This window comes from Methylotenera versatilis 7, assembly GCF_000799165.1.
GTDB lineage: Bacteria > Pseudomonadota > Gammaproteobacteria > Burkholderiales > Methylophilaceae > Methylotenera_A > Methylotenera_A versatilis_A.
The window spans coordinates 1042177-1055512 of sequence record NZ_JUGF01000002.1 but is presented as its reverse complement, the minus strand read 5'-3'; the positions used below and the strand labels follow the sequence as shown (position 1 = coordinate 1055512).

The following is a 13336-nucleotide window of genomic DNA, read 5'->3' as shown; positions in this document are numbered from 1 at the left end:
AAATGCATAGCAATTTTTAAAACTTAATTTTGTTTTAAACACATGGCATTAAGCGCTTTAAAGAGCTTAATGCCATGCACGTTAATTGACTCTAAAACAATTTAGTGTGATACCGCAGGTTTACGCATAGTCACGAACTCTTCAGCCGCAGTCGGATGTATACCAATCGTGCTATCGAATACAGCTTTAGTAGCACCTGCACGAATCGCCACCGCAAATCCCTGGATAATCTCACCCGCATCTGGTCCTACCATATGCATGCCAACGACTTTATCAGTACTGCGCACCACGACCATTTTCATGAATGTGCGCTCGCTACTGCCTGATAATGTATTTTTCATGGGCTTGAAATCAGTTTTATAAATATCAATATCCGCTGGATATTTTTCCAGCGCCTGCGCCTCACTTAAACCCACAGTACCAATGCTAGGCTGACTAAACACAGCGGTCGGAATATTATCGTAATCCACTTTTTTGTTGTGTGCGGCATATAGTTTATTCACCAAAGCCATTCCTTCAGAGGTTGCCACTGGCGTTAAATTCACGCGATTGGTCACATCACCCAGCGCATAAATGGATGGCACATTGGTTTGATAATCATCATTCACTTTAATCGCACCCACTTCGTCCAGTGTCACACCCAATGCCTCAAGCCCCAGATTTTTGGTATTAGGCACACGTCCAGTGGCGTACATGACTAACTCAGCAGCGACGGTTTCACCATTTGTGGTATGCACGGTTAAACCTTCGCAATCCAAATTAATCTTGTCTACGCTGGTATTAAACATAAACTTGATGCCTTTTTTGGTCATTTCTGCAATCAAGAAGTCGCGAATATCTTCATCGAAACCACGCAAAACTTTAGCGCCACGCTCAAAAATCGTTACATCAACACCCAAGCCATGCAAAATACCTGCAAATTCAACAGCAATATAACCGCCGCCGACAATCACCATTTGTTTAGGTAACACAGGTAAATTAAAAATCTCATTTGAAGTCACGATATGTTCTTTGCCTTCAACTTCTGGTACGAACGGCCAACCGCCTGTTGCCACTAAAATACGTTCTGCCGTATAACTTTTATCGCCTACTTTCACGGTATGTGCATCAAGCAAAGTCGCACGACCATTTATCACGAACACCTGACTATCGCGTAGCAATTTATCGTATACACTTTGTAAACGATTGATCTCTCTATCTTTATTAGTGACTAAATTTTCCCAGGTAAAAGCAGAATCACCCACTTTCCAGCCAAAACCAGCTGCAGCCGCAAAACTTTCAGAAAATTGTGATGCATACACGTACAGCTTTTTAGGTACGCAACCCACATTGACGCAAGTACCGCCAAAATAATGGTCTTCTGCAATCGCGACTTTTGCACCATGCCCTGCTGCCATACGCGCTGCACGTACGCCGCCAGAGCCTGCGCCTATTACAAATAAATCATAATCGTATTGAGTTGTAGGAGTGTATATAGACAATTTATTTCTCTTTAATATGCTAATTAATATAGTCGGGGCAAATTAGTTGCTTGGTTAATTTCAAGATTAGTTATTACTTTAGTGTTAAGCAAAAGCACTTTAAATAAAAAGGGCGATGCAAATCACATCGCCCTTTTTAATGCCTAAGTTTTAATGTTAAGCGGGCTTATTTTTTCAAATAATTTAACATTGTGTCAGCATCAGACACTTCAAATGGGTCATCACCGAAGTCGTCAGATTTACCAGCTTCAGCAAAAAGTTGTTTCACTTCGCCGTCTTCTACTAATGCTGAATAGCGCCATGAACGATCACCGAAACCAAGGTTATTCTTTTTCACTAACATATTCATGCCACGTGTGAAGTCACCATTACCGTCTGGTAACATTTTTACATTCTTAACGCCTAGGTTCTTACCCCATTGGAACATCACAAATGCATCGTTTACACTGACGCAGTAGATTTCATCTACGCCTGCTGCTTTGAATTCCGCATATTTAGCTTCATAGCCCGGTAAATGCGTGCTTGAACAAGTTGGTGTGAATGCACCTGGAAGTGCCACAATCACTACTTTTTTGCCCTTAAAGATGTCATCTGTTGTGACATCTTGCCAACGGAATGGATTTTCACCGCCGATGCTCTCATCACGCACGCGGGTTTTAAAAGTTACGTTTGGTACTCTTGCCATGATTATTTCCTTTTCAGTGATTAAAAACAGGTTGTCAAAACATTAAAATGTTATTGCTTTCGACCTTGAGTAACATCATACACAATATACAGCTAACATTAAATTTAATTGTATTTATTTATTCAATAAGTTTTACTTATCAAAAAATGCGTCGGACAAATTTAAAGATGCAATACTTTGATGAAGCTTTTATGAAAACTCCATTCGACTTTTACAACTTATTATCAAACGACCCAAGCTAAAGTAGCCCATGCTCGACAAAAGACATGGTGTGATTTCCCGCTACAATAAAATGATCCAGCACTTTCACATCCACCAAAGCTAATGCCTGCTTGAGTTGCCTAGTGATTAATTCATCCGCCTGACTTTGTTTTGCTACGCCAGAAGGATGATTATGCGCAAAAATAACACTCGCCGCATTATGATGCATCGCACGTTTTACTACTTCACGCGGATAAACACTGGTTTCGGTGAGCGTGCCGCTAAACATTTGCTCACTAGCCTGCAGGCGATTCTGTGCATCTAAAAATAATACCAAAAATACCTCTTTATTCAAGTTGCCCAGCTTTAAGACTAGATAATCGTGCACTTGTTGCGGCGATTCGAATATATCTTTTTGTTGCAATTTCTCACTTAATGCGCGGCGACTCATTTCAAATATAGCTTGCAACTGCACGTATTTACTGGAACCGATGCCATGCACCTGGCTTAACTCTTGTTCCGTTGCACTAAAGATAGCGTTTAAGCTGCCAAATTTCGTGAGTAAGTCGCGTGCTAAATCGACTGCACTCTTACCCACAACCCCTACCCGCAAAAATATTGCCAGCAACTCTGCATCCGACAATGCCTCGGCACCCAGTTCAATCAGTTTTTCGCGTGGCCGCTCTGCCGCTGGCCAATCCCTTATTCCCATAATAAGCCCGCCCTATTATTTAGCTCACATTTACTTTGTTTGTACCGATTTTAACCAGCCGATTTCTTGCGCGGTTTTATGCCCGATTATCGTTTGTGCAAGGCTTTTAGGTATTTCAGCGTGTGATGCATTGATTGGCACCCGCCCACCCATTAACTCAGCAAAATCTTGTGGGTAAAGCGGCTGTTTATCCGGCTCCGCAAATCCATCAGGGAAAATTGGGTGCGTGCTATTTAAATCGTACTTATCGGTTGCAGTCAAAGTGTGCAATAACTCGTGCGCCAAAATCACTAAATTCTGCTTGGCATATTTTGCCTCACCAAACAGGTTAACACGGCCAATACGGCCTTTATTCAGCGCGGTAGAATGACTTAAAACTGGATTGATTTTTGGATGATGGTAGAGCAGATAAAGTTTAATATCAGGTTTAACACTCACTTTAGGACTATTCTGCCAAGCAAACAATCTGAATTTTAAACTCCAGACAATGGTATCCAGCAAGCTGTTATTTTTAGGCGGCGCGGCTGGAATTTCATGTACTTCATCACCCAATAGCACTTCAACTGGGCGACGCATGCCGAGATCGTAACGCGCGGCTTCTTCTGCAAAATAAGCGGCTACTGGCTCAAAATCATTCCGCGTTAAAGTATTAATGTAAGCGTTTACTTCCGTGGCTGCCTCTGGATTACCGGCATCCACATTGATTGGATATACAGCAACATAAAAATTGTCTTTCCAATCCAAGTCCGCTTTATCTAAAAATGTTTGCTGGACAACAGTGCCTAAAATAATCAGCAAAATAAATATCCTGAGACTTTTCCACATGGCGCTTCTCGTTATTAGTTTTTTAATAGTTTATCAGCATTAATCTAGCAAACAGTGCGCACATCGCAATTGCTTAGGCTTTGATATAAAATCACAGCATGATAGCGAATAAAAAACTTGTATTAGGCATAACGGGCGGCATTGCTGCTTACAAAGCTGCTGAACTGGTGCGCCTGTTAATTAAATCCAATGTTGACGTACAGGTTGTAATGACAGAAGCAGCCTGTCAATTCATTACTCCTATCACCATGCAAGCGCTATCTGGAAAGCCGGTGTTCATTGGCATGTGGGATACCAAAGTTGGTAACGGCATGCCGCATATTGAATTAAGCCGCGAAGCAGATGCGATTTTAATCGCGCCTGCCAGCGCAGACTTTTTGGCCAAACTGACACATGGGCGGGCGGATGATTTACTGTCTACTTTATGCTTGGCAAGAGACTGCCCACTTTTAGTGGCACCAGCCATGAACAAACAAATGTGGGAAAACCCCGCAACACAACGCAATATCACACAACTAACCGCCGATGGCGTTACTATTTTAGGGCCTGACTCAGGCGAACAAGCCTGTGGTGAAGTGGGCTTAGGTCGCATGCTGGAAGCCGAGGATTTATTAGACGGACTAATCTCGCATTTCACACCAAAATCACTCACTGGTAAACGTATATTAATCACGGCAGGCGCTACGCTTGAAATGATAGACCCTGTACGCGCCATTACTAATCTAAGTAGCGGAAAAATGGGCTATGCCTTGGCAAAAATTGCGGTAGACATGGGTGCAACGGTGACTTTGATTAGCGGCGCAACCGCAATCAGTCCACTTTCAAACGTTACTAATATTAGTGCAACCAGTGCCGATGCGATGTACCAAAGTGTGATGAAAAATGTTGCGGCGCAGCATATATTCATTAGTGTTGCTGCCGTCGCCGACTACACCCCGGTAGACTCACTTACGCAAAAAATCAAGAAAACTGATTATTCAGCAGACAAACCATTTAGCTTGAATCTAAAGAAAACTAAAGATATTTTGGCGGATGTAGCCAGCCTACCTAACGCGCCGTTTTGCGTAGGTTTTGCGGCAGAAAGCGAAAATGTCATTGAATACGCCAGCCAAAAACGTATTGCTAAAAAACTACCGTTAATTGTCGCCAACGAAGCCATCAGCGCATTGGGCAACAATGATAATCAAGTCACATTAATTGACGATAATGGCACTCATAACTTTCCGCGCGCCCATAAAACTGAGGTCGCAAGGCTGATCTTAAGACATATAGCAACTTTGCTATAAGCAAGTAAACTCACCTAAAAATCATGAAAATGCTGATGCATGCATTGGCTTTTGTACTTATGATGCCGCTTTACTTCATCCACATTAAGAAACAATTATGTTCGATCGTGATACCCAACTTAAAACACCGCTCAAATTTAAACTGATTCCCTTAGCAATACTGTCTACATTTAGCTATTCTCCAATCAGTTTTGCGGCTGATGATGAAGAAAAAGCGATCTATCTTTCCCCTGTTGTAGTCACCGGCACACGTATCGAACAAAATAGCTTTGATTTGCCAATTGCGATTGATGTTGTCGATAAAGAAGATATTCAGGCAGGCCAATTGCAAATGACACTGTCCGAAAGCTTAATTCGCATTCCAGGCATTACTGCGCAAAACCGCACACAATCCGCACAAGACCCACAAATCTCAAGCCGTGGTTTTGGTTCACGCTCCAGCTTTGGTGTGCGCGGTGTGCGCGTTTATGTAGACGGAATCCCGCTGACCATGCCAGATGGACAAGGGCAACCTGGCGTTGTAGATTTATCTGCAATCAAAAGTATAGAAGTCATGCGCGGCCCATTCTCCGCGCTTTACGGCAACTCATCTGGCGGCGTCATTCAATTATTTACAGAAGACGCACCTAAAACACCAGAAATCGGCGCATCTGTGATGTTTGGCAGCTACGATACAAAACGCCAAATATTAGAGGCCGCAGGCAATGCGGATGGCGTAGAGTATTTGCTGAATGTTTCTAATTTTGAGACAAACGGTTATCGTGATCACAGCGCTGCAGACAAACAACAAGCAACCGCGAAATTCAAATTTCATATTAGCGAAGATACTAAACTAACGACTTTAGTTAACTGGTTTGATCAAGATGCACAAGACCCGAGTGGCTTAACAAGAGAAACGGCTTTCAGTGATCCCCAAGGTGTTGTTGCAGCTGTTGACAATGCCAACACGCGTGTCAGTCGTAGCCATACACAAGCAGGCTTTAACCTTGAACATAAATTAAATGAATTTAACGCGCTTAACCTGATTACTTATATCGGCACCCGCGAGAATGAACAAGTGCTACCTGTAAATCCAAATGGTACCAGTTCACGCGTCAGCGCCATTTCAAGAGATTTTTACGGCACTGATCTACGTTGGGATAATAAAGGCGACATTTTCAGCAAACCTTACACTATCAGTTTTGGCATCAATTATGGTAAATCAAAAGATGCGAGACTTGATACAAACATTACGCCAACAGTCGCTTTGAATCGTGATGAAGATAATACCGTTGATAATTTCGATCAATATATTCAAGGCAAATTGTCTGTTTTGGACAATGTAGATATTCATGCGGGAATACGCCACACTAAAGTAAACTTGGAAGTTAAAGATTATTTCATTTCAGGTGTAAACCTTAATAATAGTGGTTCAGTAGAGTACAAAAAAACCACTCCTGTAGTGGGCGCTCTTTGGAAAGTAACTCCATCTTTGAATCTGTATGCCAATTACGGCACAGGCTTTGAAACACCAACATTTATTGAGGCTGCTTTTGACAGAGTAACAGGCAATGCAGTACCCAACCTGACTTTAAGACCCAGTGAAAGCAAAAACTTTGAGTTAGGTGCAAAAACCTTTTGGGGCAATAACACACAAGCAAATCTCGCTTTATTCCAAATAACAACGGATGATGAGCTTGTCATTAGTGCCAATGCTAATGGCAGAACGGTTTACACCAACGCCAATAAAACTAAGCGTACAGGTGCTGAACTTTCAGTTGATACGCAATTTGAAAATAATATATCTACTTATTTTTCTTATTCTCTTTTAAATGCAAAATTTGACTCTTCTTTTAATTCACTTAACGGCCCCATCGCTTCTGGTAATCGTATCGCTGGCACTTACCGTAGCCAGATTTATGGTGAGGTATCATGGAAATATGAACCGCTTGGTTTCAGTACTGCATTTGAGGGTCGCCACAACAGTAAGTCATACGTGAATGACATCAACTCTGATACCGCACCTTCTTACACCATATTTAATATACGCGCAGGTTTTGAGCAGAATTTAGCCGCTTGGAATTTTAAACAGTATTTACGAGTAGAAAATGTATTTGATAAAGAATACATCGGCTCAGTTCGCGTCAATGATGCCAATTTACGCTTTTTTGAACCTGCGGCTGATAGAAACTACTTGTTAGGCTTAAGCGCCAGCTACAAATTCTAATTCAACCAATTTAAATTAGATGCCCGATATTAGATGCCCGATATAAGTCAGCTTGTTCAAAAGCTGGCTTATTGCATTTGACATCCTAATTTATAACTCTGTTTAAGCTTTACTTAAAAATAGCACAAGTGCAAAACTGCTCACTTAGTGATTTTAATCACCATTTAGTGTTTAATATGACCTTCAATCACCACTCCACATTGCCATGTCTATTTCAGTTGATTTAAAAATTCTAGATAACCGCCTGCATCACATGATGCCTAGCTACGCTACACAGGGCTCTGCAGGGTTAGATTTGCGTGCATGCATTGAGCATACCCAAATCATTCAACCTAATGAAACAGTGATGATTCCTACCGGCATGGCAATTCATATCGATAACACTTATTACGCTGCTTTGATTCTGCCACGCTCCGGTCTTGGTCATAAACATGGCATTGTCTTGGGCAACCTAGTCGGTTTAATCGATTCAGATTATCAGGGGCAATTATTAGTGTCATGCTGGAATCGCAGTAAAGACGCGTTTATTTTGAACCCGATGGAACGTATCGCGCAATTAGTTATTGTGCCAGTCGTACAGGCAGAATTTCATGTAGTCGATGAGTTTACAGAAAGTGACCGCGGCGAAGGCGGCTTTGGCAGTACTGGCAAGCACTAACGTGCGGAAATTCAAAATGTCCAAGCATTAAAATTTCAGTTTTTAAATATAAGTCGCTAAGTAGATAAAAAACAGACATTTAGCTTGAATAAATTCAAGCTTTCGTACTATAATTGCGGTCTTTCTAAAAAAGCACAGAATTTAAGGCTTAATGCCTTGTTTAAAGGGTTTATTATGGCACGTGTATGTATGGTAACTGGCAAAAAGCCAATGGTGGGCAACAATGTTTCTCACGCACAAAACAAAACAAAACGTCGTTTTTTACCAAATTTACAAAATCGTAAATTTTGGGTTGAATCAGAAAACCGCTGGGTAAGCATGCGTATTACTAACGCTGCACTGCGTACAATTGACAAAAACGGTATTGATTCTGTGTTAGCCAAATTACGCGCTAACGGCGAAAAAATCTAAAAGGTAGAACAAAATGCGCGAAAAAATTAAATTAGAATCAAGTGCTGGTACAGGTCATTTCTATACCACCACAAAAAACAAACGTACAATGCCAGAAAAAATGGAAATCAAAAAATTTGATCCAGTAGTACGTAAACATGTAATCTATAAAGAAACAAAACTTAAATAATACTAATTGGTATTATTTAGTTAATAAAAAACCCGCAAATGCGGGTTTTTTATTGCCTTTCATTTAATAGCATTAGCTCTGATCAACTTTAATATCTGCCGGTTTTACAAAGCGAATTGCGTGAATCTTAGAGGCTTTCCAAACATCCAAATACAAAGCAGATTGCAAGCTGCTAGCGCCTTTTTCAGGGTCGGCTATCCAAACAGTTAATACAAGCTCTGCGCCTTGCTCACCAAACCCTCTTATATATGCAGCAGGTGCCGGCACTTCTAACACACGTGGGTGTTTTAACGCAATCTCACGTGTTAACTCAACAGCCAACTCAATGGGAGAATCATAGCTAATGGTAAAGTTAATCTGTACACGCCCTTTGTGCTCCATCAATGAATGATTCACCACCGCAGTAGTGATTAATGTCTCATTGGGAATAATGACATTTGTGCCATCCAGCTTGTTCAATATCATGTAACGTGAACGCAAATCACGCACGACACCATAATGCTTATCCACGGCAATCACATCGCCAATTTGCATGGATTTATCCAGCAAGATAATAAATCCACTGACGTAATTACTAGCAATACGCTGTAAACCAAAACCAAGGCCAACACCCAGTGCACCGCCGAAAACAGACAGCAAGGTAATATCCAACCCCACAGCTGACAATGCAATCAGTATGGCAACAAATAGCAATACGATGCGGATCAGTTTGGTCAATACCACGCGCATATTCACATTCATCTGCTCTGTGCGCATTAATTTATTTTCAAACAGGCGACTAATCCACAATGCAATAAAAATGGTCACAACAATTGTGAATAATGCCTGAATGACCAACAGCAAATTAACTGGATTTTTGCCTATACTAAATTTGATATCAGCAAGGCCTTCTAGGATTTGCGGTAATACACCAGTTAAATGTAGTGCCAACAAACCCCAAATAGCCCAAGCAGCGACGTTTTCTACCGTTTTAAGCCAACCGCTTGGTGTAAACAAGTAACGGATTAAGTACACAATTAATCGGATAGCAGCCATCGCCAAAAATAATCGACTGGCCAGTTGCAGCAAACCAACATGTTGCCAGTTCGCTAATATTCCTCGTCCAGTCACAATAATGACCAAGCTTGTCAGTGGGAAAAGCACTCGATTAATACTGCCTATCGCTATCTTCCAGTGATACGGGGCATTATCCATCACATACTGGCGTAAAGCACCATTAAACACCCATGCAGCGGCTACGGCAGCAGCAATAACTGTCAACTGCCATAACACAACCGAAGTGGACAAATCAGTCTGAATTTCTTGCCAGATAAGAAAAATTTCGTTATTCATAATTGATTGCTAATATTCGCTATTCATATTGAGTTAAGTCGCATGCTATAACAAGAATATTGTGGCCAGTCCCAAAAAGATAAAAAATCCACCACTATCGGTCATTGCTGTAATTAATACGCTAGATCCCACTGCCGGATCACGCCCAAACCGGTTCATCACCAACGGAATCGTCACACCCATTATTGCTGCCAATAACAAATTGAGCGTCATCGCTGACATCATTACTAATCCTAAATGATAATTTCCGTACAATACAAAGGCAATAAGACCTAGCACACCACCCCAGAACAAACCATTCAGCAGAGCAACGCCCAGCTCCTTTTTAATCAGTGATTGCATATTATGCGAAGCAATTTGACCTAATGCCAAACCGCGTACGATCATCGTCGTCGTTTGATTACCTGAGTTACCGCCAATCCCTGCTACGATAGGCATCAAGGCAGCAAGTGCGACTATTTTTTCAATGGAGTTTTCAAATAAACCAATCACGCGTGAAGCAATTAATGCGGTAATTAAATTAATGGCCAACCAAGCCCAGCGGTTTTGTACCGATTTCCAAACTGATGCGAAAAAGTCTTCCTCTTCGCGCAAACCAGCCATTGATAACATATCCGAATCAGACTCTTCACGAATATAATCCATGATGGCATCCACCGTAATCCGGCCAACCAGCTTTTTATTCTGATCAACGACGGGAGCCGTAACCAAATCATAGCGCTCAAATGCGCTGGCCGCTTCATCTGCAACATCTTCCGGATGAAATACCACCGCATCTGCAATCATCACATTGGTAACAATGTCATCCAAATCGTTAACCACCATGGTTTTAAGTGGCAGCACACCCAGCAAGATATCTTGCCTATCGACCACAAATATTTTATCGGTATGATCTGGCAAGCTACCTAAGCGCCGTAAATAACGTAATGCGACTTCTAAAGTAATATCCTCTCGAATCGTCACAATATCAAAGTCCATTAATGCGCCAACAGCATCATCAGGATAAGAAAGCGCAGACTGCAAACGTTCTCGGTTTTGCGAGTCCAGGCTGTCCATCAAATCTTGCAATACATCTTTTGGCAAGTCTGGCGCCAGGTCGGCCAACTCATCCGTATCTAACAGCTCAGCTGCAGCCAACAACTCATCTGAATCCATGTCTGCGATCAGGCTCTGCCTTACCGAGTCAGACACTTCCAATAGAATTTCGCCATCGCGATCTGCTTTGACGAGTTCCCAGACTTTAAGACGTTCATCTAGCGGCAATGCTTCTAGAATATAAGCGACGTCAGCAGGGTGTAATACATCTAACTTTTGCTGTAACTCACTGACATTTTGTTTATGTACCAACTGTTCAACGAGATCATGCTTTGGCATATCCTGTTTATGCACAAGGCTCTCCAACAGCTTGTGTTTTTCAAGCAGCGCAATGACTTGCTGTAGACTTTCGCCCAAGCTTTCTTTGGATGTTTCTTTTATTTCGTGTTTATTTGTCATGCAAAGTCCTGCAACTGATTACAACATTAGGCGTTATTATGATTTATTTTGCGCAGTGATAGTCTGTTAATCGTGTATTTAATACAAATTAAACATTTATAATAAGTTTGAATTATGCCCATTATCGAAAATGATTATCTTGCCTAAAGAACTTTATTTATACAGCACTTCGTACTGCCATCTATGTGAGTTAGCCGAAGCATTATTGATTGAATCAGCAATCAAACCAGTGAGAATAATCGAGATTACAGAGGATGACCAACTCTTATTGCAATATGGTTTACGCATACCAGTATTAAAACGTTTAGATACGAATGCCGAACTTGGCTGGCCTTTTAATCTAAACGATATCGCGCTATTCCTACGCGACTAGATAAAGTTAGGGTAGATAACAAAAAAGCCAGCATATTGCTGGCTTTTTTGATGCTTAGTTTAATTACTCCGCAGAAACTGCTTCAGCACTTGGATCTGGACGATCGACCAATTCAACCAAAGCCATTGGCGCGTTGTCGCCATTACGGAAACCACATTTCAGGATACGTAAATAACCGCCATTACGCGCAAGGTAACGTGGGCCAAGTTCACCAAATAATTTACCTACGATATCACGATCGCGTAAACGGCTAAAAGCCAAACGACGATTTGCTAAAGTTGCATCTTTACCCAATGTAATCAATGGCTCTGCGAACTTGCGCAACTCTTTTGCTTTTGGCAAAGTCGTTCTAATGATTTCGTGACGTAACAAAGACACTGACATGTTGCGAAACATCGCCGCACGATGGCTGCTGGTACGATTTAATTTACGATTGCTATTACCGTGACGCATAGTAATTCCTTAAGTTTCTTTTAATATTAAGCGTATGCTTGATTACGCTTTTGACTAAGCTTTTTCTAGGCCAACTGGCGGCCAGTTTTCTAACTTCATGCCTAATGTTAAGCCTTTAGTTGCCAATACATCTTTAATTTCATTTAAAGATTTGCGACCTAGATTAGGGGCTTTTAATAGTTCATTTTCACTACGTTGAATTAAATCACCAATGTAGAAAATATTTTCAGCTTTTAAGCAGTTAGCTGAACGTACTGTTAACTCTAAATCATCCACTGGGCGCAATAAAATCGGATCAACTTGTGGTGCAGATTTCACTTCAACTTCATTAGGCGAACCTTCTAAGTTGGCAAATACCGACAATTGACCGATCAGGATGCGCGCAGCATCACGAATCGCTTGTTCTGGCTCAATCACACCATTTGTCTCAACATCCATAATTAGCTTATCTAAGTCAGTACGTTGTTCAACACGCGCACTTTCCACTTGATAGCTCACTTTATTGATTGGACTGAATGATGCATCCACCATAATGAAGCCAAGAACACGATCTTCTTCATCATTTTTTTGACGCGCAGGAACAGGTTGATAACCACGACCCATTTCCACTTTTACTTCCAAATTCAGTTTGCCACCTTTTGTTAAGTGTGCAATTACATGATTTGGATTAACGATTTCAGCATCATGGCCAGAATCAAAATCGCCGGCCGTCACTACACCTTCAGTAGTTTTATTTAGCGTTAAAATTGTTTCTGATTTATTGTTTAACTTTAGGGCGACACCTTTAAGATTAAGTAGAATATCCACTACATCTTCTTGTACGCCATCAATAGTTGAATACTCATGTACGACGCCATCAATCTTAACTTCAGTGATAGCAAAGCCAGGAATAGATGACAATAAAACACGGCGCAATGCGTTACCTAGCGTATAACCAAAACCGCGCTCCATTGGCTCAAGCGTTACGCGAGCGCGTAGAGGTGTAATCACCTCTACGTCGACTACACGTGGCTTTAAATATTCAGTTGGGTTGTTTTGCATAAAATTCCT

General features: G+C 41.4%; 14 protein-coding genes. 6 read left to right on the top strand and 8 right to left on the bottom strand.

The features are described from left to right. Window positions 1-101 precede the first annotated feature (101 nt). The 4 genes from gor to K370_RS09180 all read right to left on the bottom strand — a co-directional run bounded on the left by gor (window position 102) and on the right by K370_RS09180 (window position 3904). Window positions 102-1481: a glutathione-disulfide reductase gene (gene gor / locus K370_RS09195; protein ID WP_047541070.1), complete on the bottom strand. Its 1380-nt coding sequence runs from the start codon at window positions 1479-1481 to the stop codon at window positions 102-104. A gap of 166 nt (window positions 1482-1647) precedes the next feature. Continuing rightward, entirely contained in the window at window positions 1648-2166 is a 519-nt protein-coding gene (locus K370_RS09190) for a peroxiredoxin (RefSeq protein ID WP_047541068.1), read from the bottom strand. Window positions 2167-2404: 238 nt separating this feature from the next. Further along, window positions 2405-3079 (bottom strand): RadC family protein, encoded by a 675-nt coding sequence (radC, locus tag K370_RS09185; RefSeq protein WP_047541066.1) that lies wholly within the window; start codon window positions 3077-3079, stop codon window positions 2405-2407. Window positions 3080-3109: 30 nt separating this feature from the next. Beyond that, window positions 3110-3904, bottom strand: coding sequence for a hypothetical protein (locus tag K370_RS09180; protein WP_047541064.1), 795 nt, complete (start codon window positions 3902-3904; stop codon window positions 3110-3112). Between the two features lie 98 nt (window positions 3905-4002). Between K370_RS09180 and coaBC the strand changes: the two genes are divergently transcribed. The 5 genes from coaBC to rpmG all read left to right on the top strand — a co-directional run bounded on the left by coaBC (window position 4003) and on the right by rpmG (window position 8634). After that, window positions 4003-5190, top strand: a complete 1188-nt coding sequence (gene coaBC, locus K370_RS09175; protein WP_047541062.1) for a bifunctional phosphopantothenoylcysteine decarboxylase/phosphopantothenate--cysteine ligase CoaBC — start codon at window positions 4003-4005, stop codon at window positions 5188-5190. Between the two features lie 97 nt (window positions 5191-5287). Next, window positions 5288-7396 carry a TonB-dependent receptor family protein gene (locus K370_RS09170; protein ID WP_047541060.1) on the top strand — a complete coding sequence of 703 codons (2109 nt, stop codon included), beginning with the start codon at window positions 5288-5290 and terminating at the stop codon, window positions 7394-7396. Between the two features lie 205 nt (window positions 7397-7601). Continuing rightward, a complete protein-coding gene (gene dut, locus K370_RS09165) occupies window positions 7602-8054 on the top strand; it encodes a dUTP diphosphatase (RefSeq protein WP_047541058.1) in 453 nt (150 codons plus the stop codon). Between the two features lie 174 nt (window positions 8055-8228). Next, window positions 8229-8465 carry a 50S ribosomal protein L28 gene (gene rpmB, locus K370_RS09160; RefSeq protein ID WP_020166849.1) on the top strand — a complete coding sequence of 79 codons (237 nt, stop codon included), beginning with the start codon at window positions 8229-8231 and terminating at the stop codon, window positions 8463-8465. Between the two features lie 13 nt (window positions 8466-8478). After that, a complete protein-coding gene (gene rpmG / locus K370_RS09155) occupies window positions 8479-8634 on the top strand; it encodes a 50S ribosomal protein L33 (protein WP_020166850.1) in 156 nt (51 codons plus the stop codon). Between the two features lie 72 nt (window positions 8635-8706). Here the strand turns inward: rpmG and K370_RS09150 are convergent, their stop codons facing one another. Both K370_RS09150 and mgtE read right to left on the bottom strand, forming a co-directional pair. Further along, window positions 8707-9966, bottom strand: coding sequence for a mechanosensitive ion channel family protein (locus K370_RS09150; protein ID WP_047541056.1), 1260 nt, complete (start codon window positions 9964-9966; stop codon window positions 8707-8709). Window positions 9967-10011: 45 nt separating this feature from the next. Further along, window positions 10012-11460, bottom strand: coding sequence for a magnesium transporter (mgtE, locus tag K370_RS09145; RefSeq protein WP_047541054.1), 1449 nt, complete (start codon window positions 11458-11460; stop codon window positions 10012-10014). Window positions 11461-11599: 139 nt separating this feature from the next. Here mgtE and K370_RS09140 point away from each other — a divergent pair, with 139 nt between their 5' ends. Next, window positions 11600-11833: a glutaredoxin family protein gene (locus K370_RS09140; RefSeq protein WP_419177397.1), complete on the top strand. Its 234-nt coding sequence runs from the start codon at window positions 11600-11602 to the stop codon at window positions 11831-11833. A 63-nt stretch (window positions 11834-11896) separates the two neighbouring features. On the opposite strand, the gene rplQ is transcribed toward K370_RS09140, so the two are convergent. Both rplQ and K370_RS09130 read right to left on the bottom strand, forming a co-directional pair. Then, window positions 11897-12286, bottom strand: coding sequence for a 50S ribosomal protein L17 (rplQ, locus tag K370_RS09135; RefSeq protein WP_047541050.1), 390 nt, complete (start codon window positions 12284-12286; stop codon window positions 11897-11899). A gap of 54 nt (window positions 12287-12340) precedes the next feature. Continuing rightward, the gene (locus K370_RS09130) at window positions 12341-13327 is read right to left on the bottom strand and encodes a DNA-directed RNA polymerase subunit alpha (RefSeq protein ID WP_047541048.1); all 987 of its coding nucleotides are present in this window, start codon (window positions 13325-13327) and stop codon (window positions 12341-12343) included. Window positions 13328-13336: the final 9 nt, after the last annotated feature.

What these genes read in the sequence shown, in the direction of transcription:
- rpmB (WP_020166849.1), top strand. Translation starts at nt 8,229, where the DNA reads ATGGCACGTGTATGTATGGTAACTGGCAAAAAGCCAATGGTGGGCAAC.
- radC (WP_047541066.1), bottom strand. Translation starts at nt 3,079, where the DNA reads ATGGGAATAAGGGATTGGCCAGCGGCAGAGCGGCCACGCGAAAAACTG.
- K370_RS09130 (WP_047541048.1), bottom strand. Translation starts at nt 13,327, where the DNA reads ATGCAAAACAACCCAACTGAATATTTAAAGCCACGTGTAGTCGACGTA.
- K370_RS09190 (WP_047541068.1), bottom strand. Translation starts at nt 2,166, where the DNA reads ATGGCAAGAGTACCAAACGTAACTTTTAAAACCCGCGTGCGTGATGAG.
- mgtE (WP_047541054.1), bottom strand. Translation starts at nt 11,460, where the DNA reads ATGACAAATAAACACGAAATAAAAGAAACATCCAAAGAAAGCTTGGGC.
- rpmG (WP_020166850.1), top strand. Translation starts at nt 8,479, where the DNA reads ATGCGCGAAAAAATTAAATTAGAATCAAGTGCTGGTACAGGTCATTTC.
- K370_RS09180 (WP_047541064.1), bottom strand. Translation starts at nt 3,904, where the DNA reads ATGTGGAAAAGTCTCAGGATATTTATTTTGCTGATTATTTTAGGCACT.
- dut (WP_047541058.1), top strand. Translation starts at nt 7,602, where the DNA reads ATGTCTATTTCAGTTGATTTAAAAATTCTAGATAACCGCCTGCATCAC.
- K370_RS09150 (WP_047541056.1), bottom strand. Translation starts at nt 9,966, where the DNA reads ATGAATAACGAAATTTTTCTTATCTGGCAAGAAATTCAGACTGATTTG.
- coaBC (WP_047541062.1), top strand. Translation starts at nt 4,003, where the DNA reads ATGATAGCGAATAAAAAACTTGTATTAGGCATAACGGGCGGCATTGCT.
- rplQ (WP_047541050.1), bottom strand. Translation starts at nt 12,286, where the DNA reads ATGCGTCACGGTAATAGCAATCGTAAATTAAATCGTACCAGCAGCCAT.
- K370_RS09170 (WP_047541060.1), top strand. Translation starts at nt 5,288, where the DNA reads ATGTTCGATCGTGATACCCAACTTAAAACACCGCTCAAATTTAAACTG.